Consider the following 20045-nt stretch of genomic DNA (forward strand, 5'->3'; position numbering starts at 1 on the left):
TTCAGGCTTGCTGACGGTTTAGAATAAAATCAGCGATGGCGGAGATGTCGTTTATGTCGAAAACGGGGCCCGAGAATTCGGCTGCGTAGTCCGACGCCACAGCAACAATGCTCGGGTCCTCGGTGAACAGCGGTGACCTCGACCCCTCTCGTCTATGCACCTCGATCTTGGCGTGGGTGTGGGTCTTGAATCCCTCCACCACGACCCAGTCGCAGGGGCTCAGCCGTGCCAACAAGTCATCCAGCGTCGGCTCCGCCGCCCCCCGGAGTTCGTGCATGATGGCGAATCGCTGACCGCCGGCGAGGATGACCTCCCGGGCGCCGGCGTCACGATGTTTGTAGCTGTCTGTTCCGGGTTGGTCCACATCCACCATGTGGTGGGCGTGCTTGATCGAATTGACCGTTAACCCCCGGCTGGACAGCTCACGAATCAGGGCCGAGGCCAGTGTGGTTTTTCCGGAGTTTTTCCAACCTACGATGCCGATAACGTTCACTTCAGATTCTGCTCCGCCCAGGCCAGATCTTCCGGCGTATTGATGTTAAAAAAGTCGCCCTCGTTGAACACCACCAGGGTTTCGCCCTGGGCCTGAGTCCACTGGCGGATCTTGCGAACCCCATCGTTCAAGGCGGCGCGAAGGTCGTGCCGCAGGGATACCTGCCAGCGACCAAACGTTGGTTGCGGAAGCCGGCCGCGCTCAGGATCCGGCGTGGCTGCCAGTACCACCGGGGTATCATGTTCGGCAAGCCTTACGGCCAGATCCCGGGGAAAGGACGGGGTATCGGCTGCGACGCTGATCAGCCAGTCATGGCCCTGCTCGGCGGCCCAGTCCATGCCGGCGAGAACACCAGCCAGTGGGCCGGGAAAACCCTCGATCGAGTCCGCGACCACTGGCAAACCCAGATCGTCAAACCGGTGTATATCGCCGTTGGCATTCAGCACCACCGCATCGACCTGCGGTGTGATCAGCTCAATTACCCGCTGGATCAATGACTGGTCGCCGAGCATAAGCCGGCCCTTGTCGCCGCCGCCCATCCGGTTTGCCTGGCCGCCGGCCAGGATGACTGCGCAATCGGTCACGCCGTGCCTCCGTCAATCATGCTTAGCCCCTTTTCGACGCAGCTTTTTGTCTTCATCGGGTACCTGCGAGAGGTCCTGATCAAACACCAGGCGGTGTTGGCCGCTCAGGCAGGTGAATTTCTTGCCTCGCATCCGTCCGATCAGTGTTAACCCGACTTGCCGGGCAATGTCGACGCCCCAGGCGGTAAAGCCGGAGCGGCTGATGAGTGTGGGAATGCCCATGAGCGATGTCTTGATCACCATTTCCGAGGTGAGTCGCCCCGTGGTGTACAGCACTTTATCGGCTGCAGAAATGTTGTTCAGGTGCATCCAGCCGGCAATCTTGTCGACCGCATTGTGACGCCCGACATCCTCCATGTAGGCCAGGATCTTCCGGCCCTGGCACAGTGCGGTGCCGTGGATGGCGCCGGTCTCCATGTACAGACTGGGTGTGTGGTTGATCTGGTACGAAAGGTCGTAAAAGGTGCTGGTGTGTACCGGCGTGTCTGGCAGAGTCAGCCCGTCCAGACCGGCCATCATGTCGCCGAAGACGGTGCCCACGGCACATCCGGACGTGCGGGTTTTCTTTTCCAGCTTGTCCTCGACATCGGTTACGCCCGCCGTACGCACGACAGCGACTTCCAGCTCTTCGTCAAAGTCGATCCCGGTGACCTGATCGTTCTCTTTAAGCATGCCCTGGTTCAGCAAAAAACCGAGTGCCAGATACTCTGGGTGATCGCCTATGGTCATGGCCGTGACGATTTCCTGGCTGTTCAGATAAATGGTCAGGGGGCGTTCCTCGATCACGCTGATCGATTTGGCCTCGCCATTTTCGTCAACACCCTCCACTGGCCGGGACAGTCGGGGATCTTTGGGATCGGGAAGTATGGGATCAATCGTCATTTTTGTTATAGCCGTTTCAAGGACGCCGAAGAATGGAAGTTGTACGGAGATTGCCAGAGATTAGCCTATTTGGCATTCGGGAAAAACCGCTGTTTTCCGCCCATAAAAAACCCCGGCATGCCGGGGTTTCATCTCATCGGGGTAAAACAGGGCCGGGTCAGTAACCCTCAGCCTGTTCGCCTACTGTGCGTTGGGGAAGAACAGTTGTTGTCCATCCACCTTGAAGTCGGCAATCGCCTGCTGGCCATCTTCGGAGAGTAGCCAGCTGTGCCATTTAGCCGCCATCTCGTGCTTCAGGTGTGGGTGCTTCGCTTCGGACAGCCGCAGGCTGCCGTACTGGTTGAACAGCACTTTGTCGCCTTCGAACAGCAGTTCCAGATTCTGGCGGTTGCCAAAGGCCACCCAAGTGGCGCGATCAGACATCACATAGGCATCCATGGCGGCAGCGGTGTTGAGCGTTGGTCCCATGCCGCTACCGAGTTCACGGTACCAATCGCCATCGGGGTCAACGCCCGCGTTTTTCCAGAGCCGAAGTTCGGCGCGATTGGTGCCGCTGTCATCGCCCCGTGAGGCGAATGTCGCCTCAGCATTGGCAATCGCTGCGAAGGCTTCAGCGGCAGTCTGCGCTTCACTGATATTGGCTGGATCGCTGGCAGGGCCAATGACCACAAAGTCGTTGTACATAACATCGGCTCGCTCACTGGCGAAGCCGTTTTCAACAAACCGTTTTTCGCCGGTAGTATCGTGCACCAGCAGGCTGTCGGCGTCTCCGCGGCGGGCAATCTCAAACGCCTGGCCAGTACCCACGGCCACCACTCGAACTTCGATGCCGGTGGCGTCTTCGAATTTAGGTAGAATTGAGGCGAATAAGCCTGAATTCTCGGTCGATGTGGTTGAGGCCAGGGTGATGTAGTCCTCGGCATAGGCGCCGAACGAGAGGCCCATGCTGGTTACACTCGCGAGTAACAAATTTAGCGTCTTCTTCATCTTGTTTTCTTCCTTATTAGTCAACAGCCGAACTACTCGACCAGTTCTCCTGCGATAAACGCCTGCGCCTCTCGCGAGACGGGCTTGTCAAAAAAGACGTCAGCGGGCGTGTGTTCACGCACTTTCCCTCCCGACAGGAAAAGCACATCCCCGGCGAGTCGCCTTGCCTGGTGCAGATCGTGGGTGGTCATCACGATACGGGTGCCTCGCTGATGAAACTCGCGCACTGCGGCCTCCACGGCTTTAATCGCCGCCGGGTCGAGCGCGGAGGTGGGTTCATCCAGAAAGAGTACCTGGGGCGAAAGTACCCAGGCCCGGGCCAGTGCAAGGCGCTGCTGTTCGCCGCCGGAAAGTACCCGGGCCGGCGTATTACTGCAGGCGTTGAGTCCGAAACGCTCAAGGGCATCGTGAGCCAGCTTCGTGCGTGCTCTGCGCGGCACATTATTCACCGCCAGGGCGTGAATGAGGTTGGCGACGGCCGAGCGTCGCAAAAGCACCGGTTGCTGGAATACCATCGCCTGGCGGGGGCAAAGTTCACCCGACCATGTAACCTGCCCCTGTGTGGGAGGAAGCAGGCCGTGAGCCAGTCGCAGCAGAAGACTCTTGCCGGCTCCATTAGGGCCCATCACCAGAGTGGGGCCGATGCCCTCAAGGGTGAACGTGCAAGGCCCCAGCAGTACCTTGTCTTCATGATTGAAGGTGACACCATCGAAGCAAAGCGCCGGTGGCGGCGACAGGATGGAGGAGGTGAGGTGCGGAACGTGGAACGACGTCATCCTACCCGCCTCCTGGTCAGCTCACCCACCAGATACACGCCGGCGTTAATCAGCATCACGAGCGTGAGCAGTACAATCCCCAGACCCAGTGCCAGGGGCAGGTTGCCCTTGCCGGTTTCCAGCACGATGGATGTGGTCATTACCCGTGTTACACCCTCGATGTTGCCGCCCACCATCATCACTGCACCCACCTCGGCACTGGCGCGGCCAAAGCCGGCAAGCAGAATCGTTAACAAGGCGAAGCGGGCATCCCACAACAGGGTGGGCATCATGCGAGAACGAGACATGCCGAGCGAAACAAACTGCTCCCGGTATTCCCCCAGAAGCTCCTCCACTTTCTGGCGCGAGAGCGCGGCCAGAATCGGCAAAACCAGCACCACCTGGGCAAGTACCATGGCGCCCGGCGTAAACAGCAGCCCCCAATCTCCGAGCGGACCTGCCCGCGAGAGCAGTAAATACACCATCAGCCCGGCCACCACGGGAGGCAGCCCCATCAGGGCGTTGAGCACTACAATCATTCCGCCGCGCCCGGGGAAGCGCCAGAGTGCCACCGCAGCACCGAGGGGAAACCCCAGCACCGCTGCAATCAGTACCGCGAGAAGCGAAACCTGCAGTGAGAGCGCCACGATCTGAAAAAGCGCGGTATCGAAATTTAACAGTAGCGAGAGCGCCACATAAAACGCATTATTTTCCACAGCTGCGTCTCCTTGATATTGAGCATCGTGGCGTTTATGGCTACGCTTTGCACAGCCTTCTGAAAAATATGCAACTAAAAACAGTCATACGCTTTCCCCGCTTTGCAGGAGAGATTGATGCCCCTTCCCGCCTACCTCACCACGGCTGAAGCTGCCGAGTATCTGCGCCTGAAAGAGCGCAAAGTCTACGATCTGGTCAGCCAGGGCGTTATTCCCTGCGTGCGGGTAACGGGAAAACTGTTGTTCCCACGCCAACGTATAGATCTTTGGCTGATGAACCATCTGGAGGGTGACGATGCCGTCAGCTCCCCGATTCCACAGATTCTGGCGGGCAGTCAGGATCCGTTGTTGGAGTGGGCGGTGAAGGAGAGCGGGGCCGAATTGGCTCTGCTGTGTCAGGGCAGCGGTGATGGCGTACAAAGACTGGTTGACGGGCGCGCGATGCTCGCCGGCATGCATATCTGGCATGCCGCGAATCAGTGCTATAACGACCCGGCAACGTTGGGGTTGAGCGGTATGCGCGACCTGGTGCTGATTCGGTGGGCAAAGCGCCAGCAGGGGCTGCTTCTGGCCGCAGATAATCCTCATAACCTTTTGCGGCTTGAGGATGTCGCGCGCCCTGGCATACGTGTCGCGCACCGCCAGCCGGATGCTGGCGTCAGCCATTTGCTGCAGAGTCTGCTGGAAAGCCACCGTATTGATAGCAAGCAGCTGGCTTGGGCTGCTCACCCGTCACTCAGTGAGGACGATCTGGCTTTGGCTATTCGCCAGGGCGAGGCTGATGTCGGTGTGGGTATCGAGGCTGCGGCGCGGCGACAGGGATTGGCATTTATCCCTTTGCAGCTAGAGCACTTTGACCTGGCCATGCGCAGGCGCCATTACTTTGAGCCGGCCATCCAGCGTCTGCTGGCATTTGCCGACAGCGAGCGCTTTGTCCAGCGCGCGGAGGCGCTCGGCGGTTACGATATCAGTGATCTGGGCAAAGTCATCTACAATGCTTGAACAGCGCCAATAAAAACAAACAGGCGAATGAATCATGCCTTCGGCACAAAAACATCTGGTTGGGGACGCCGGTGGAGCGTTAGGTGACCTTGGCACCCTGATTCCCCTGGGGCTGGGGGCCGTCGGACTGGCGGGCCTGGCGCCGATACCGGTTCTGCTGGGCTTCGCCGTGTTCTACATTGCAACGGGGCTGTATTACCGTCTGCCGGTCCCGGTCCAGCCCATGAAAGCGGTTGCTGCCTTATTGCTGACGACTCAGGTGACTTCCCAGAGCCTGGTCGCCAGTGGCGTGCTGATCGGGGCGATCCTGTTGTTACTGGGCCTTACCGGGTGGATTAGCCACGCTGCTCGCCTGATACCTCGTTCAGTATTAAGCGGCCTTCAGTTGGGGTTGGGGTTGATGCTGGCCCACATGAGCCTCGGTTTGATAGCCACGTCCTTGCCCCTGGGCCTGGTTACTCTGGCGATACTGGGCATCACCCTGAAGCTGTTGCCGAAGTGGCCCGCGGCGCTGTTCGGGCTTGCTGGTGCTGTTGCAGTTGGTAAATTGCTTGGGGCTCCGGGGCTCATGCTTCCCCTGGCCGATTCAGTTGTCTTGTCATTCCCGGAGTTTCCGGGCATCGATGATTGGCAGCAAGCAGTGTCCACACTAGTGTTACCCCAGCTTGCCCTTACGTTAACCAACGCCATCGTTCTGACGGCACTGGTGGTTGGAGATTACTTCGGCGAGCAATCGCATCGTGTCACGCCTGCCCGGTTGTCGGTGTCCACGGGTCTGGCCAATCTTTTTCTCGTCCCCCTCGGCGCTTTGCCCATGTGTCACGGGGCGGGTGGTGTCGCCGCCCACCACCGCTTCGGTGCCCGGACGGGGATGGCACCTGTTCTGCTAGGAACAGGCTTGCTCCTGGTCGCTTTCGTTCCCGGCGGCCTTTCAATCATTGCGGCCATTCCGATGGCCGGTCTGGGGGGGCTGCTGTTTGTGGCGGCTGCCGAGCTTGCCTTGTCCAGGCGCCTTTGGACAGCCAAGCCATCCTGCTGGCCTGTGATCGCGATAACCGCTCTGGTGACCGTGTGGGTCGACCCGTTTTTCGGGCTGCTGGCCGGGGTGGCTTCAGAGACTTTTCGGTCTGCCTGGGTGCGTGGCCAGGAATTGCCTAGAGAGAACTGACACCCGTAATGCCAATGTCCTTATCTTTCGGGTCAATGAGAACCCCCGGATTGAGAATACCGTTGGGATCCAGAAATTGTTTGCCCGCAGCCAAAGTCTGGCGAAACAGCGGAGATGTCTGCTGTTCATAGCCAAAACGATGATCCCGACCAACCGCATGGTGGTGCGTAACGGTAGCACCCTGCTCAGCCAGCACTTCCATCGAGATGCGCTTGAGCTGTTTCCACTTTTCCAGGGCTTTGCCGAGATCGCCGGTAGTGTCGCCCACGCAGTAAAACGTGAAATAGGGCGCTGGCCCGTCCGGGTAAACGTGAGTAAAGCGGCAGGAAAATGAAAACGGTCGTTGCGTGATCTCCCGAAGCGCGGTCTCCATGGTTGATTTCACCGCCTTGTAGAGGCTCGGGAACTTGTCCCAGGTGATCGCGGTTTCGAAGGTGTCGGCAATCATGCCCATGGCGGTTAGTCGATTGCGCCAGTAAGGCATGCGGATGAAGGCATTTCTCCAGGATTCGGCTTCGCTGGACCCTTTTTCTGAATGATCCGAGTTATAGGTAATGCCATCTTTTTGCAGAACACCGCCATGTTCTTCGGCAATGGCGACGGCCCGCTCGATTTTATGGTCTTGCGGGTGATCTGCGGATTCGAAACCAAGAACCAGAATGGCGCAGGGCTTGTCAGCGATCCTGTTGATCACAACTTCGGCTTCATCCAGCAGACGGCAATTCGACGGGAATAAACCCGATTGCGCAATCTGTCTGACGGCATCGACCCCCTTCATAAAGCGATCAAAACAGACCGACGCAGTGGCCCGCCACTTGGGTCGATGCTGTAACCGCATGGTGGCTTCGGTAATGATCCCCAGAGTGCCCTCTGAGCCACAGATCATGCGGTCTGCCGATGGACCCGCGCCTGATCCGGGTAACGCGCGGGTCTCGATGATGCCTTTTGGCGTGACCAGCCTGGTTGCTTCCACCATGTCTTCGATGTGCGTGTACACGGTCGCAAAATGGCCGCCAGCGCGGGTTGCCAGCATGCCGCCGAGGCTGACGAATGGAAAGCTCTGCGGGTAATGGCGCAGCGTTAAACCATGTTGCTTCAGTTGCCGCTCGAGATCCGGGCCTTTAATACCTGCCTGGATCCGCGCGCGGCGACTGACAGGATCAATCTCCAGAATCTGGTTCAGGTTCTCCGTATCGACACTGATCGTCGCCTGGTAGGTGTCGCCAACATCGGGCTCTACGCCGCCACAGACGCTGGTGCCGCCACCAAAGGGGATGAGTGCAATGTTGTTTTCGGCCGCATAGCTGAACAGTTGCTGGATGTCGTCTTCGGTTTTGGGAAAGGCAACGGCGTCGGGCGGATTATGCACTTGCCGCATCAGCATCCGGGCCATATCGGCGTAGGACTTTCCGTAGCTGTGTACCAGACGGTCGTAGGGCGTCGTGGAAATAATGTCTGACAGGTGCTCGGGAATCGATGGTAATCGGGATGCGGGAAGCTCGAAGTCTTCAACCGCTGGTGGCTCAATCTCCACCAGACCTTCCGGTACAAACATTTTTGTGACCGTTTCGATCATGGCATGTTCGTCCGGGTGCAGATTCTCGTCTGCATAGCCCCAGCCCCAGAATCGCAAGGGTTTACGGAGTGACTTGGTGCCGGATTCAGACATCTGGTTCTCCATCAGTGAAGGGACTGCCCCGTTACTCTGAACACTTCATCCTTTGAAATGATATCCTCGTACACCACTATCAGGCACGCAAATAAATCCTGAATGCCGCTATCCTTCAGGCCACCTTTAATGAGGAGTTCGAGCCTTACCCATGAAAGTTATTATTCGTTATTTTTTCCGCACCCTGCGTCTGGTACTGACGCCCTTTATGCTACTCAGCGAAAAGCTCAGCACGCCAGAAAGCGTGAACCGAAGCGCTGAAGAGCAGGCCCGTGTCGATGAGGCCAGCAAGGATCTCGCCCTTTACCAGTTCAAGGCTTGCCCGTTCTGTATCAAGGTAAGAAAGGAAATTGCCAGGCTGGGTCTCAACATCGAAACCCGCGACGCCCAGCATGACCCGGAGCATTGTGCGGCGTTGGAAGCCGGTGGTGGTCGTGTCAAAGTGCCCTGCCTGAAGATTCGGCATGAGGATGGCAGTGAACGTTGGTTGTACGAGTCTGGTGAGATCAAGGCATGGTTGCAGGAGCGGTTTGAGCCGGCCTGATTGCCGTTGTTGATCTCTTGGTTGATGGGCAAGTGCATCGGGTCTTGCTCTCCTGGCTGGCGGCATCTGATTGCTAGCGTCAACCATTGCTATGTCTATGGTTTATTTCAGATTTGCGAATTCCAGAATCAGGGAGCGGAATTTACCTGCCGCCGGTGATAGCGGTCTCCCAGAGCGCTGCATCACACCGTAACGTGTCCGCAAAGCTTCAATGCCTTTGACAGGAATGGTCGTCACCTGCCCAATGGCTAGCAAGCCGGCCACTATAGGTCTGGGCGCAATACTGATGGCCTTGCTGCCAGTAACAATGGCCGCGAGCATGGCAATATTGTCGCACTCGATTCTCCGTTTCAGCCCGCCTTGTTGCGCGCTCATGGCCTGGATATTCCGCTCCATATCTTCAGGAACACGGGTCATGGCCAGGGGATAATCGAGCAAATCTCCCCAAACTACCCCCTTTTCCTGGGCCAACGGGTGATCATGACGACAAAACACAACAACCTCGGGCTGCGGCAAATGGGTAATGTCCAGATCCGGATCGCCAGACAACTCGCCGGTATCGGCCACAAAAAGCTCTATCTCATGATCCAGCAGCGCAAGGCGTAAGTCCTGCCAGTTATCTGTTCGTATGTTGAGGCGGATTCCCGGGTATTGATCCACAAACCGGGCACAGACCTTGTCCATCAGGGCCAGCGCCGGGTAGGGGCCAGTTCCGATATTCAATTCGCCTGTCTCAAGCTCGTCGATGGCCTCGACTTCCTGCCTTAAAGACTCTGCCGCGGCCAGAAGGCCCCGGACATGAGGCAGAGCGGCCCGCCCATGCGCGGTTAAAACCACCCCGAAGCGCCCCCGATCGAACAGTCTTGCCCCCAGTTGGCGCTCCAGTTCCTGGATGCTACGACTTAACGCCGGTTGAGACAGGTGCACGACCTCAGAGGCGCGAGCAAAACTGCCGCACTCAACCAACGCCATGAAGTGCCGGATGTGTCGTGTGTCCATGGCACTATATCTATGCGTTTTGCGCATGCTAAGTCAAGAAACATTGCATTGGATGAACGGAACACCTCGCTTCAAACTGCAGTTACGTGGCGCACGATTCAAAACCAACAAAACCCAGGTGCCGCCAAAAAGAGGAGATTCCGCATGCTACCCCTATTCAAGAAGGCCATGCTGGCAGCCTTAAGTGCCGGTTTACTGTTCCCAGCGATCGTTCAGGCTGAAACCTCCAAGCCGGCAGCTGCGGTGACAGCACAGGTTAACCAGGCAGTACTGAACGAGCTGCCGTTTGCTGACACGCGATCATTTGAGGATGCGCGTCGTGGTTTCGTGGGTGCGCTGCCGAATGGCCGGGTACTGGACGAAGAGGGTCATGTGGCCTGGGACATGGAGCCCTACGCCTTCCTCAATGGCGATTCAGCTCCGGATTCCGTCAACCCCAGCCTGTGGCGCATGGCGCAGTTGAATGCGATCCATGGGCTGTTCGAGGTGGTGGATGGCATGTACCAGGTCCGCAACATGGATCTGTCCAATATGACCATCATCGAGGGTGACAGCGGCCTGATCATCATCGATCCCCTGCTGACGCCTGCAACGGCGCGCGCCGGTCTGGAGCTTTATTACCAGCACCGAGGCAAGAAGCCCGTTGTGGCCGTGCTTTATACACACAATCATGCGGATCATTTCGGGGGTGTGAAAGGTGTGGTGAATGAGGAGGATGTCCGGGCTGGGAAGGTGCGGATCTATGCTCCGGAGGGGTTCATGGAGCATGCAATTGCAGAGAACGTGATTGCCGGCAACGCGATGACCCGTCGCGCCACCTACCAGTTTGGCGCCGGCTTGCCTCCAGGCGTTAGAGGCCATGTCGACACCGGGCTTGGCAAGGCATTGGGTAGTGGCGGGCTCAGCCTCATTGCACCCACGGATACGGTACCTGACAACGCCAATCTGACCATTGATGGTATCGAGATTGAGTTCCAGATGGCGCACGGCACCGAAGCCGAATCTGAGATGATGATGTATTTCCCTCAGTTCAGTGTGCTCAACACCGCCGAGATCACCAGCCAGCAACTGCATAACATCTACACCATCCGCGGAGCCGCGATTCGGGACGCCAATTCCTGGTCCAAATTTATCGATAAGGTACTGGTTCGCTTCGCCGATCGCGCGGACATTCTGGTGGCCCAGCATCACTGGCCGATCTGGAACCCGGAAGACATCACGCATTTTCTGGAAGTTCAAAGGGACCTTTACAAGCATATCCATGATCAGACGGTTCGTATGATGAACCGCGGCATGTTGCCCGGGGATATTGCTGAAAACCTGCAGTTGCCTGAAAGCCTGAACCAGGAATGGTCAGCGCGCGGTTATTACGGAACCGTCAGCCACAATGCCCGCGGTGTATATCAGCGCTACATGGGTTGGTATGACGCCAATCCCGCCAACCTAAACCCTTTGCCACCTAGTGAAGAATCCAGACGCACCATTGATTACATGGGCGGTGAGGCGGAAGTGCTCCGAAAGGCCCGCAAAGACTTTGCCGACGGAGACTATCGCTGGGTGGCATCAGTGATGCGACATCTCGTTTATGCCAACCCTGAAAACCGTGAAGCGCGCGAACTGGGGGCGGACGCTCTCGAGCAGCTTGGCTACCAGGCTGAGGCGGGCACCTGGCGTAGTGCCTACCTTGTTGGCGCGCATGAATTGCGCCACGGCGTGATTACGCCGAAACATGTGGGGCTGCAGCCAGACCTGATGCAGGCGCTGGAAACCAGCATGTTTTTTGATGCCATGGGGGTAAGGGTTGACCCGGAAAAAGCGGCTGGAAAGCACCTGGTGATTAACTGGTCCATTACCGACAAGGGCGAGGATTACCGGCTGAACTTACAGAATGCCACGCTGACCCATCGGTCAGGGGAACTGGACGAGCATGCCCACGCCAGCGTGAGTATGTCCCGAGCGGTTCTGGACAATATCCTCCTGCAAAAAACCAGTTTCCCGGAGGCGGTGGAGGCAGGCGATATCAAGGTTGAAGAATCAGTGGACGCCTTCTTTGGCCTGCTGCAAATGCTCGAACAGCCGCCATCAAACTTTGCCATCATTGAACCGGTGGCGATGCAATGATCAACGAGAGCTTTGATTACATCGTCGTCGGTGCCGGCTCTGCCGGCTGTGTACTGGCAGACCGCCTGTCAGCGGACGGCCGATATTCTGTCTGCGTAATAGAGGCCGGGCCCGGCAAAGGCTCGTTCACAATCCGGACACCGGGCGCTTTTGCTGCCCATATGTTCATCAAGACATACAACTGGGCGTTCAACGCCAGGCCCGACCAGCGACTGCGTGGTGGCCAGCCTTTGTTTACCCCTCGTGGCAAAGGGCTGGGGGGGAGTTCGTTAATCAACGGTATGTTGTATGTGCGGGGCCAGAAAGAGGACTACGACGAGTGGGAGGCTCTGGGTAATGAAGGCTGGGGCTATGCCGAGATGTTGCCTTACTTCCTGAAATCGGAACACCACGAGACGCTGGCCGGAACCCCCTATCATGGCAAAGGCGGCAACCTCTATATCAGTGCTCCGGAAACGGCCGAATATCCGATGTCTGGAGTCTTCGTCGATGCGGCCCGACAGGCCGGTTTTCGCTACAGCAGTGATTTTAACGGCGCCGAACAGGAAGGTGTGGGGTATTTCCACCTGAACATCAAAAACGGCCGTCGGTTTGGTGCCGCCGATGCGTACCTCAAGCCCGCGATGAATCGCCAAAACCTGACCGTGCTTACCGAAGCGCGGGTGAAAAAAGTGGTGCTCGAGGGCAAGCGGGCCGTTGCGGTAGCGCTTCGTCACAAGGACAAAGACCTGGTGTTGCAGGCAAATCGGGAAATCATTCTCAGTGGTGGGGCAGTTAATTCACCACAGTTGCTTCAGCTTTCAGGCGTCGGAGACTGCGACGCGCTGGAAAGCCTGGGTATTCGGTGCCTGCACGAATTGCCGGGAGTGGGCAAGAACCTCCAGGAGCACGTGGATGCCTGTGTGCTTGTCTCAAGCCGGAAAAACAACGGCTTCACGGCCTCGCTCGGCGGCCTGCTGAAAATGGTCCCGGATACCATCCGATACCTCCTCAGTAAACGGGGCAAGCTCGCTAAATCCATCACCGAGGCTGGCGGTTTTATCAAATCCAGTGACAGCGTTAATCGTCCGGATGTTCAGCTCCACATGCTGCCGCTCCTGTTTGATGATAGCGGTCGGGACCTGAAACTCATGTCCAACCCCGGTTATTCAGTGCATGTCTGTGTGCTGCGGCCGAAGAGCTCCGGCACCGTAACCATAACGTCGGCCGATCCGTTTGCGGCGCCGGAAATCGACTACAACTTCTTTGCCGATCCCGATGACTGCAAAGTCATGGTGGATGGTATCCGCCAGGCCCGCCGGATTCTCGCGGCGAAGGCCTTTGACGATTATCGGGGTGAGGAACTCCACCCGGGCGCAGATCGCCAGTCTGACGAGCAGATCATCGAAAAGGTGAAGGAAAAGGTGGGCCTGGTATACCACCCGGTGGGTACCTGCAAAATGGGAACTGACAGGATGGCGGTAGTGGACCCACAACTCAGGGTGCACGGGCTCGAGGGCCTCCGTGTCGTGGACGCGTCCATCATGCCACGGCTGATTAGCGGCAATACCAACGCGCCTACGATTGCCATTGCCGAAAAGGCTGCTGACATGATCCTCAAGTAGGAGGTGGGTTCCGACATTCGGTCCCTCATTGGTCTCGGCGGGGAGATTCGAGAGAAACGTCAATAAGTCCGTGCTGAAGCTTTTTCAAAAGATGGAGCAAGCTGACGCCGTCATCAAAACTCATCTCCTGCATGGCTTGTCGGTAAAACTCGGCAATGGTGTCCTGCAGTCGATTCCAGAAAGTCCGACCAGATTCGGTCAGCACCACCAGCCGAGCCCGGCGGTCTTGGGGATCCGGTATCCGAACGACGTGCCCATCTCTTTCCATTCGTTTGAGGACGCCATCGAGGTTTTGGCGACTGACGTAAAGGTACTCTTTCAACTGGTTGAATGAGGTGCCGTCTTCGAATCCTTCTCGGGACAAAGCACCCAGTACTGCCCACTGCACAGCACTGATGCCCATCTCATTCTGAACCTGGCGCTGCAGAATGTTTCCAGTCTGGAACAGGCGAAAAAATAGCCGGTTGGGAATGCCTCCGGATTCGTTAACGATCATTTCGTATCCCATTGGTAAAGAATGGTTCGCAAGACGTTTGAGTCTATTCATCAGCGATATCTTCACATAGATCCGGGGTGATCTTCCGCATTTTCTTGCGTCACGCCGAAGGAGTAGGGCACCTGGAATCCGGAGTTCCCTGAGGTCTCGCAGGAAACTCCGTAGTCGCAGTCTTCACTCAGTTATTGATCAGTTTGCACTTGCTCTCGGATAGCGGGCGGAACGCTTCGTCGCCGGGAATAGTTCGAACGATCTTGTACAGATCCCACTCGCCGGTAGATTCTTCCGGTGTTTTCACCTGGGCCAGATACATGTCATGAACCATGCGGCCGTCTTCACGGATACGACCGTTTTTGGCAAACATGTCGTTGATCGGAGTCTCTATCAGATGCTGGCGGACAGTTTGGGAGTCATCCGAGCCAGTAGCTTCCACCGCCTTCAGGTATTGCATCGTGCTGGAGTAGATGCCCGCATGCACCATGGTTGGACGGGTGCCGGTTTCTTCCATGAAACGATCAGACCACTCACGAGTCTCGTCGTTCATGTCCCAGTACCAACCGGTAGTAAGCTGCAGCCCCTGAGCCGCCTGAGGACCGAGAGCGTGTATGTCACTGATAAATACGACAAGCCCGGCAATGGTTTGGCCTGACTGGGTAATACCGAACTCTGCCGCAGTGGTGATCGCATTGGTGGTATCTGCACCGGCGTTTGCCAGAGCAATGACATCGGCGCCAGAAGCCTGGGCCTGCAAAATAAATGAAGAGAAGTCAGGAGTCGGGAATGGGTGGCGGATGCTTCCCAGAATCTCACCACCATTGGCTTCTACAACCCGTGTGACGTCCGCTTCCATGGCATGACCGAAGGCATAGTCTGCGGTCAGTATGTACCAGGATTTGCCGCCTTCCTGAACGATCGCGGTTGGGGTGCCAATGGACAGTGCGTAGGTGTCATAGACGTACTGAATATGATTTGGGGTGCAGTGTTCGTTGGTGATGCTTGAGGCTGCGGACCCGGAGATCATCGCCAGTTTGTTGTTCTCTTCAAGGATCTTGGTGGTGGCGATTGTCACAGAAGAGGCCACCAAACCGCCAACCATGTCGACTCCGTCGTTTTCTACCCAGCGACGCACGGTGCTGGAGGCAACGTCCGGGCTGTTGCGGTCGTCAGCACTGACTACCTCAATGGTGGCATTGTTGACCTTGCCGCCAAAATCAGCAACCGCCATTTCCATCGCCGTCAAACCATTCGGGCCGGCAAGATCACGGTACGTGCCAGACATGTCAGCGAGATATCCCAGCTTAACCGTATCTCCAGATATGGCAGCCTGGGCACTGCCTGCCATAAGAGCTGAGGCAACGACTGAGGGCAGAAGCTTTTTTGTATTTTTCATTGTTCTATCGATCTCCGCTACGAAACTTGTTTTGGTTTGGGTTCTTGTTGCTTTTGTCAGGTTGATTCGTTTGCTTACTTGGGTAGGTATTCCTTCGCAATGATGTTTTTCATGATCTGGGCTGTGCCATCGCCAATCTGAAGACCAAGAACATCTCTCAGGCGCTGGGCAAACGGCAGGTCCTCACCCCAGCCGGTATGGCCGTGGGCCAGCAGGCACTGTTTCACCACATCAAAGGCCAATTTCGGTCCCCACCATTTATTCATGGCGGCTTCGGCGTTATGGGGCAGGTTGTTGTCCTTGAGCCATAGTGCGTGGTAGCACTGCATGCGCGCAGCATGAACATAGGTCTGGTATTCAGCCAGCGGATGAGTCAGACCCTGGAACGCGGACAGGTTCTGGCCGAAGGCGGTTCGCTCGGTCAGCCATTGCCAGGTTTCATCCAGGGATTGTTGCGCGACGGCCAGGCACTGCAGGCCGATCAGGGCGCGGCTGTAATCAAAGCCCTGCATGACCTGTTTGAAGCCTTTTCCCTCGTCGCCCATCATGTTGACGGCGGGCACTTCCACGTTATCGAAGAAGATCGAGCCGCGACCGATAGCACGCTGGCCGTTGTCCTCAAAACGGGTAGTGGTGATGCCTGGACTGTCCATGGGCACCAGGAACGCGCTGATGCCGGAGGCCCGTTGTTCCACCGTGCCGGTACGGGCAAAGACCACTGCCACGTCGGCCTGGTCGGCCATGGAGATTGACGTTTTCTCACCGTTGAGCACGTAAACGTCGCCCTTCTTCTCTGCTTTGAGGCGCAGGTTGGCGGCGTCGGAGCCGCCGTGGGGTTCGGTCAGTGCGATGCAGGCCACTTTTTGGCCGGTGGTCATGCCGTGCAGCCACTCCTTCGCCAGGTCTGGGGCCGCGTGGCTGGCAATGATCTGGCCGTTCAGGGAAGTCAGCAGGGGGATGTAGCCAACGTTGAAATCCCCTGTGGAGATTTCCTCGATGATCAGGCCACTGGTAACACAGTCCATGCCGCTGCCGCCGAACTCTTCGGGCAGTTCGCCACCAAGCAGTCCCATCTCGCCGAGCTGGCGGATGACATCCTTTTCGATGACGCCTTCCTGATCCCGTTTGCGGTAGCCCGGAGCCAGCACCTCGGCGCTGAAGCGGGCCACAACGTCGCGGATCGCGTTCTGTTCTTCATTAAATGCGAAATTCATGGTGTTCTCCGGGAGTGTCTGTGACCCGGTGACGGGTGGCCACCGGGTCGGTCCGCTTACTTGTAGAATTTCCGGAAGTCCGGCTTGCGCTTTTCCTTGAAGGCTTTCACGCCTTCTTTGGACTCGTCGGTGTCGTAATAGAGGCTCAGAGCCTGCATCCCGAGGGCTCCAATACCGGCAATGTTGTCACTATCGGCGTTGAACGAGCGTTTTGCGATGGTGAGAGCGGTGGGGCTCTTCTCCAGGATTTCCTCACACCACTTCTGTACTTCCTCATCCAGCTGTTCCGGTGGCACCACGGCGTTGACCAGGCCCCAATCCAGTGCCTGCTGTGCACTGTACTTGCGGCACAGGTACCAGATTTCCCGGGCGCGCTTCTCACCGACAACCCGCGCCAGGTAAGCGGTGCCGAAGCCGGGATCCACCGAGCCGACTTTCGGGCCGACCTGGCCAAAGACGGCAGTTTCCGAGGCAATGCTCAGATCACAGATCACGTGCAGCACGTGGCCGCCGCCGATAGCGAAGCCGTTGACCCGGGCAATCACCGGCTTGGGCACTTCGCGGATGGTGCGCTGAAGCTCTTCCACGGGCAGGCCAATCAGACCGCGGCCGTCGTACTGGCCTTCGTGGGCGCCCTGGTCGCCGCCGGTGCAGAAGGCTTTTTCACCAGCGCCGGTGAACACGATGACGCCGATGTCCTTGTTCCAGCCGGCGCGGTTGAAGGCGTCCAGCAGCTCCATGCAGGTCTGGCCGCGGAAAGCGTTGTAACGATCCGGCCGATTGATGGTGATGGTGGCGACGCCGTTGTTTTCGTCGTACAGGATGTCTTCGTAATTCATGGTGCGTTCTCCTTGATCGTTTAACTGGTCGCTTACCCGGCCATGGTCAGGCCGCCGGACACGCTGATCACCTGGCCGGTGATGAAGTTGGCATCGTCACTGGCGAGCAGGGCGATGACGCCGGGGTAGTCTTCGGGTTGGGCCAGGCGCTTCATGGGCACCGCGTTGCGGAAGGCTTCCAGTAGCTTCTCCGGATTTGGGGCGGTTTCCGCCACGCCCTTGAGTAGTGCAGTGTCAGTGGGGCCGGGACAGACCACGTTCAGGCACACGTTCTTGGTGGCCAGTTCCCGGGCCACGGTTTTGCTGAAGCCCACCAGGCCGGCCTTGCAGGCGGCGTAGACGGATTCGCCGGAGGAGCCGACCCGGGCCGCGTCGGAGGCAATGTTGATGACCTTGCCGCCACCGGCGGCAATCATCTTTGGCAGTACCACATGATGCATGTTCAGTGCACCGGTGAGGTTCACTGCAATCAGCTGGTCCCAAAGTTTCGGCTCGGTTTTCAGGAACGGCATGAAACGGTCGAAACCGGCGTTGTTCACCAGCACCGTGGGCACGCCCAGATCGTTTTCGATGGCGGCCACGGTGTCAGTAATCGCGGCGTAATCGGTAATGTCGGCGGCGTAAGCTTTTGCCTTGCCTCCGGCTTCGGTAATCAGGTCTGCCGTGGCCTGGGCCGCGCTTTCATCACGGTCCAGTACGGCCACAGCGCTGCCTTCCTCGGCAAAGCGCTGACACACGGCGCGGCCAATGCCGCCCCCGCCACCGGTCACGATGACTGTTTTTCCGTTAAGGCCTCTCATGATGACTTGCTCCTGTAGCTGTTAGATCAATGGGATTAACCGCGCTTGGCCGGCTCCAGGCGAACTTCTTTGGCCTGCTCTCGCAGTTTGAATTTCTGGATCTTGCCGGATGCAGTGCGAGGCATGGCCTCGATCACTTCCAGGTATTCGGGAAGGTAGTTTTTGGACAGTTGCTGTTCGGTCAGATAGGCCTTGACCTGATCCAGGTTCAGATCGGTGGCGTTCTCGTCGAGGGTGACATAGGCGCACAGGCGCTCACCCAGGCGTTCGTCCGGGCAGCCCACCAGGGCGACATCGACAATGCCGGGGAACTTGTAGAGCAGGTTCTCCACCTCCACGACCGGAATGTTCTCACCGCCCCGGATGACCACATCCTTGGTACGGCCGGTGATGCGGATGTAGCGGTCTTTATCTATGCGTGCAAGGTCCCCGGTATTGAACCAACCGCCTTCATCCACGCCATAGAGTTCGGGTCGCTTGAGGTAGCCAACAAACAGGCTGGAGCCCCGAACCAGCAAGCTGCCTTCCTCACCGGCAGGCAGTTCGTTGCCCTGGAAGTCGGTGACTTTTACTTCCATGAAGGGCAGGGCCTTGCCGTCGGATTGGCTGGCCCGCTCGGCGGGATCTTCCGGGCAGGTCATGGTGACAGCGCCGTTTTCGGTCATGCCCCAGGCTGAGACAATCTTTGCCTTCAGCACCTTGCCAGCTTGTTCGACCACGGCACTGGGGATCGGCGCGCCGGCGGAGACGAAGATCCGCAGGGAATCCAGTTCGCCTTCGTGCCTTGGTGCGGTCTTCACCAGGTCGGCCAGGAAGGGTGTTGCCGCCATGGTGAAGGCCGGTTTCTCTGCCGCAATCACCTTGCAGACGTACTCGGCGTCCCAGATGTCCTGAAGGATGGCGGTGGTCCCCAGGTAAACCGGCATCATGATGCCGTACATAAAGCCGGTCTGATGCGCGACCGGAGAGGCCATCAATACCTTGTCATCGGAAGTCAGATGCAGTCGATCAGAATAGGGCCGTACGTTGGAGAGCAGCGTATTCGAGGTGTGCATGACCCCCTTGGGCTCGCCGGTGGTGCCGGAAGTGTAGAGGATCTGGATGGCGTCGTCGGCGGTGAGTTGGCGCTCGGCAAACAGGGCCCTGGTGTCTTGCTTTTCTTCCCAAGGGGTCTCCGTGAGACGTTGTTCAAAGCTGCGCTCGCCCTCTCCCTCGATGACCAGCAGGGTTTCGAGATCCGGCAGCTCCCCCCGAATACCGTCAATCATGGCCTCGTAGTCAAAGCCACGAAAGACCTTTGGAATGACCAGCAGTTTGGCCTCGCCATGCTTGAGCATGAAGCGCAGTTCCCGCTCCCGGAAAATAGGCATGAGCGGATTCAGAATCGCGCCGATGCGCATGCAGGCCAGATGCAGGGCGGTGGTCTGCCACCAGTTCGGTAGCTGGCAGGCCACCACCTCACCTTTGCCGATGCCCAGGGCCACCAGGCCGGCCGCCATGCGGGTGACTTTGTTATTGAGTTGCCGATAAGTGAGGGCGGTGCGGGTGTCGCTGGTGACCTGGTAGCCGACGATGGCTTCCCGGTCTGGAGTGCTGGCGACTGCCTGATCCAGGTAGTCGGTAATGAGTTTGTCGTTCCAGGCGCCGCTTTCCAGCATGGCGTCACGGCGTTCCGGATTGAGAGTGATGCCTGTATCCATCTGATTCACCTGTTGTGTCCGGTTTGTTTTTGTTGGGTGGCCAGCCCGCATAAGCAGGTCGTTGCCTTGTCAGATTCAACAT

General features: G+C 57.8%; 19 protein-coding genes. 5 read left to right on the forward strand and 14 right to left on the reverse strand.

The genetic code is table 11. From position 1 onward, the window contains the following. Nucleotide 1: 1 nt before the first annotated feature. From mobB to FMN52_RS17860, 6 genes are all read right to left on the reverse strand, one after another. A complete protein-coding gene (mobB, locus tag FMN52_RS17835) occupies nucleotides 2-493 on the reverse strand; it encodes a molybdopterin-guanine dinucleotide biosynthesis protein B (RefSeq protein WP_148609964.1) in 492 nt (163 codons plus the stop codon). Further along, the gene (mobA, locus tag FMN52_RS17840) at nucleotides 490-1077 is read right to left on the reverse strand and encodes a molybdenum cofactor guanylyltransferase MobA (protein ID WP_148609965.1); all 588 of its coding nucleotides are present in this window, start codon (nucleotides 1075-1077) and stop codon (nucleotides 490-492) included. The genes mobB and mobA overlap by 4 nt, the downstream gene beginning before the upstream one ends. Before the next feature lie 12 nt (nucleotides 1078-1089). After that, nucleotides 1090-1959: a formate dehydrogenase accessory sulfurtransferase FdhD gene (locus tag FMN52_RS17845; protein WP_148609966.1), complete on the reverse strand. Its 870-nt coding sequence runs from the start codon at nucleotides 1957-1959 to the stop codon at nucleotides 1090-1092. Nucleotides 1960-2139: 180 nt separating this feature from the next. After that, nucleotides 2140-2946, reverse strand: coding sequence for a substrate-binding domain-containing protein (locus FMN52_RS17850; RefSeq protein WP_148609967.1), 807 nt, complete (start codon nucleotides 2944-2946; stop codon nucleotides 2140-2142). 32 nt (nucleotides 2947-2978) lie between these two features. Then, entirely contained in the window at nucleotides 2979-3722 is a 744-nt protein-coding gene (locus FMN52_RS17855; protein WP_148609968.1) for an ATP-binding cassette domain-containing protein, read from the reverse strand. Next, a complete protein-coding gene (locus FMN52_RS17860; protein ID WP_148609969.1) occupies nucleotides 3719-4417 on the reverse strand; it encodes an ABC transporter permease in 699 nt (232 codons plus the stop codon). The genes FMN52_RS17855 and FMN52_RS17860 overlap by 4 nt, the downstream gene beginning before the upstream one ends. Before the next feature lie 117 nt (nucleotides 4418-4534). Between FMN52_RS17860 and FMN52_RS17865 the strand changes: the two genes are divergently transcribed. Beyond that, complete coding sequence (locus FMN52_RS17865; RefSeq protein ID WP_148609970.1) at nucleotides 4535-5419, forward strand: helix-turn-helix transcriptional regulator; 885 nt, start codon at nucleotides 4535-4537, stop codon at nucleotides 5417-5419. A gap of 34 nt (nucleotides 5420-5453) precedes the next feature. Beyond that, entirely contained in the window at nucleotides 5454-6587 is a 1134-nt protein-coding gene (locus FMN52_RS17870; protein WP_148609971.1) for a putative sulfate/molybdate transporter, read from the forward strand. Here the strand turns inward: FMN52_RS17870 and FMN52_RS17875 are convergent. Beyond that, nucleotides 6574-8256: an FAD-binding oxidoreductase gene (locus tag FMN52_RS17875; protein WP_240339529.1), complete on the reverse strand. Its 1683-nt coding sequence runs from the start codon at nucleotides 8254-8256 to the stop codon at nucleotides 6574-6576. The two genes, FMN52_RS17870 and FMN52_RS17875, sit on opposite strands and share 14 nt — an antisense overlap. A 151-nt stretch (nucleotides 8257-8407) precedes the next feature. On the opposite strand from FMN52_RS17875, the gene FMN52_RS17880 reads away from it, so the two are divergent. After that, nucleotides 8408-8800: a glutaredoxin gene (locus FMN52_RS17880; RefSeq protein WP_148609973.1), complete on the forward strand. Its 393-nt coding sequence runs from the start codon at nucleotides 8408-8410 to the stop codon at nucleotides 8798-8800. Nucleotides 8801-8902: 102 nt separating this feature from the next. Here FMN52_RS17880 and FMN52_RS17885 read toward each other — a convergent pair whose 3' ends face one another. Then, the gene (locus FMN52_RS17885; RefSeq protein ID WP_148609974.1) at nucleotides 8903-9799 is read right to left on the reverse strand and encodes a LysR family transcriptional regulator; all 897 of its coding nucleotides are present in this window, start codon (nucleotides 9797-9799) and stop codon (nucleotides 8903-8905) included. Nucleotides 9800-9943: 144 nt separating this feature from the next. Here FMN52_RS17885 and FMN52_RS17890 point away from each other — a divergent pair, with 144 nt between their 5' ends. Beyond that, the gene (locus FMN52_RS17890; protein ID WP_162851888.1) at nucleotides 9944-11920 is read left to right on the forward strand and encodes an alkyl sulfatase dimerization domain-containing protein; all 1977 of its coding nucleotides are present in this window, start codon (nucleotides 9944-9946) and stop codon (nucleotides 11918-11920) included. Continuing rightward, on the forward strand, nucleotides 11917-13524 hold the full coding sequence (locus FMN52_RS17895; RefSeq protein WP_148609975.1) for a choline dehydrogenase: 1608 nt from the start codon (nucleotides 11917-11919) through the stop codon (nucleotides 13522-13524). Before FMN52_RS17890 ends, FMN52_RS17895 begins: the two co-directional genes overlap by 4 nt. A gap of 25 nt (nucleotides 13525-13549) precedes the next feature. Here the strand turns inward: FMN52_RS17895 and FMN52_RS17900 are convergent, their stop codons facing one another. The 6 genes from FMN52_RS17900 to FMN52_RS17925 form a co-directional block, all read right to left on the reverse strand. Then, a complete protein-coding gene (locus FMN52_RS17900; RefSeq protein ID WP_148609976.1) occupies nucleotides 13550-14020 on the reverse strand; it encodes a MarR family transcriptional regulator in 471 nt (156 codons plus the stop codon). Nucleotides 14021-14198: 178 nt separating this feature from the next. Further along, nucleotides 14199-15410 (reverse strand): ABC transporter substrate-binding protein, encoded by a 1212-nt coding sequence (locus FMN52_RS17905; protein ID WP_148609977.1) that lies wholly within the window; start codon nucleotides 15408-15410, stop codon nucleotides 14199-14201. Nucleotides 15411-15484: 74 nt separating this feature from the next. Then, complete coding sequence (gene aliB, locus FMN52_RS17910; protein WP_148609978.1) at nucleotides 15485-16624, reverse strand: cyclohexanecarboxyl-CoA dehydrogenase; 1140 nt, start codon at nucleotides 16622-16624, stop codon at nucleotides 15485-15487. A 56-nt stretch (nucleotides 16625-16680) separates the two neighbouring features. After that, nucleotides 16681-17463 (reverse strand): enoyl-CoA hydratase-related protein, encoded by a 783-nt coding sequence (locus FMN52_RS17915; protein ID WP_148609979.1) that lies wholly within the window; start codon nucleotides 17461-17463, stop codon nucleotides 16681-16683. A 32-nt stretch (nucleotides 17464-17495) separates the two neighbouring features. After that, nucleotides 17496-18263 (reverse strand): SDR family oxidoreductase, encoded by a 768-nt coding sequence (locus FMN52_RS17920; RefSeq protein WP_148609980.1) that lies wholly within the window; start codon nucleotides 18261-18263, stop codon nucleotides 17496-17498. Nucleotides 18264-18298: 35 nt separating this feature from the next. Further along, nucleotides 18299-19963, reverse strand: a complete 1665-nt coding sequence (locus FMN52_RS17925) for an AMP-binding protein (protein WP_148609981.1) — start codon at nucleotides 19961-19963, stop codon at nucleotides 18299-18301. Between the last annotated feature and the right edge of the window lie 82 nt (nucleotides 19964-20045).

It is taken from the genome of Marinobacter sp. BW6, from assembly GCF_008107725.1.
Classification (GTDB): Bacteria; Pseudomonadota; Gammaproteobacteria; order Pseudomonadales; family Oleiphilaceae; genus Marinobacter.

What these genes read in the sequence shown, in the direction of transcription:
- FMN52_RS17855 (WP_148609968.1), bottom strand. Translation starts at nt 3,722, where the DNA reads ATGACGTCGTTCCACGTTCCGCACCTCACCTCCTCCATCCTGTCGCCG.
- aliB (WP_148609978.1), bottom strand. Translation starts at nt 16,624, where the DNA reads ATGAATTTCGCATTTAATGAAGAACAGAACGCGATCCGCGACGTTGTG.
- FMN52_RS17915 (WP_148609979.1), bottom strand. Translation starts at nt 17,463, where the DNA reads ATGAATTACGAAGACATCCTGTACGACGAAAACAACGGCGTCGCCACC.
- FMN52_RS17845 (WP_148609966.1), bottom strand. Translation starts at nt 1,959, where the DNA reads ATGACGATTGATCCCATACTTCCCGATCCCAAAGATCCCCGACTGTCC.
- FMN52_RS17870 (WP_148609971.1), top strand. Translation starts at nt 5,454, where the DNA reads ATGCCTTCGGCACAAAAACATCTGGTTGGGGACGCCGGTGGAGCGTTA.
- FMN52_RS17925 (WP_148609981.1), bottom strand. Translation starts at nt 19,963, where the DNA reads ATGGATACAGGCATCACTCTCAATCCGGAACGCCGTGACGCCATGCTG.
- FMN52_RS17920 (WP_148609980.1), bottom strand. Translation starts at nt 18,263, where the DNA reads ATGAGAGGCCTTAACGGAAAAACAGTCATCGTGACCGGTGGCGGGGGC.
- FMN52_RS17895 (WP_148609975.1), top strand. Translation starts at nt 11,917, where the DNA reads ATGATCAACGAGAGCTTTGATTACATCGTCGTCGGTGCCGGCTCTGCC.
- FMN52_RS17865 (WP_148609970.1), top strand. Translation starts at nt 4,535, where the DNA reads ATGCCCCTTCCCGCCTACCTCACCACGGCTGAAGCTGCCGAGTATCTG.
- FMN52_RS17890 (WP_162851888.1), top strand. Translation starts at nt 9,944, where the DNA reads ATGCTACCCCTATTCAAGAAGGCCATGCTGGCAGCCTTAAGTGCCGGT.
- FMN52_RS17900 (WP_148609976.1), bottom strand. Translation starts at nt 14,020, where the DNA reads ATGATCGTTAACGAATCCGGAGGCATTCCCAACCGGCTATTTTTTCGC.
- FMN52_RS17885 (WP_148609974.1), bottom strand. Translation starts at nt 9,799, where the DNA reads ATGGACACACGACACATCCGGCACTTCATGGCGTTGGTTGAGTGCGGC.
- FMN52_RS17875 (WP_240339529.1), bottom strand. Translation starts at nt 8,256, where the DNA reads ATGTCTGAATCCGGCACCAAGTCACTCCGTAAACCCTTGCGATTCTGG.
- FMN52_RS17905 (WP_148609977.1), bottom strand. Translation starts at nt 15,410, where the DNA reads ATGAAAAATACAAAAAAGCTTCTGCCCTCAGTCGTTGCCTCAGCTCTT.
- FMN52_RS17850 (WP_148609967.1), bottom strand. Translation starts at nt 2,946, where the DNA reads ATGAAGAAGACGCTAAATTTGTTACTCGCGAGTGTAACCAGCATGGGC.
- FMN52_RS17880 (WP_148609973.1), top strand. Translation starts at nt 8,408, where the DNA reads ATGAAAGTTATTATTCGTTATTTTTTCCGCACCCTGCGTCTGGTACTG.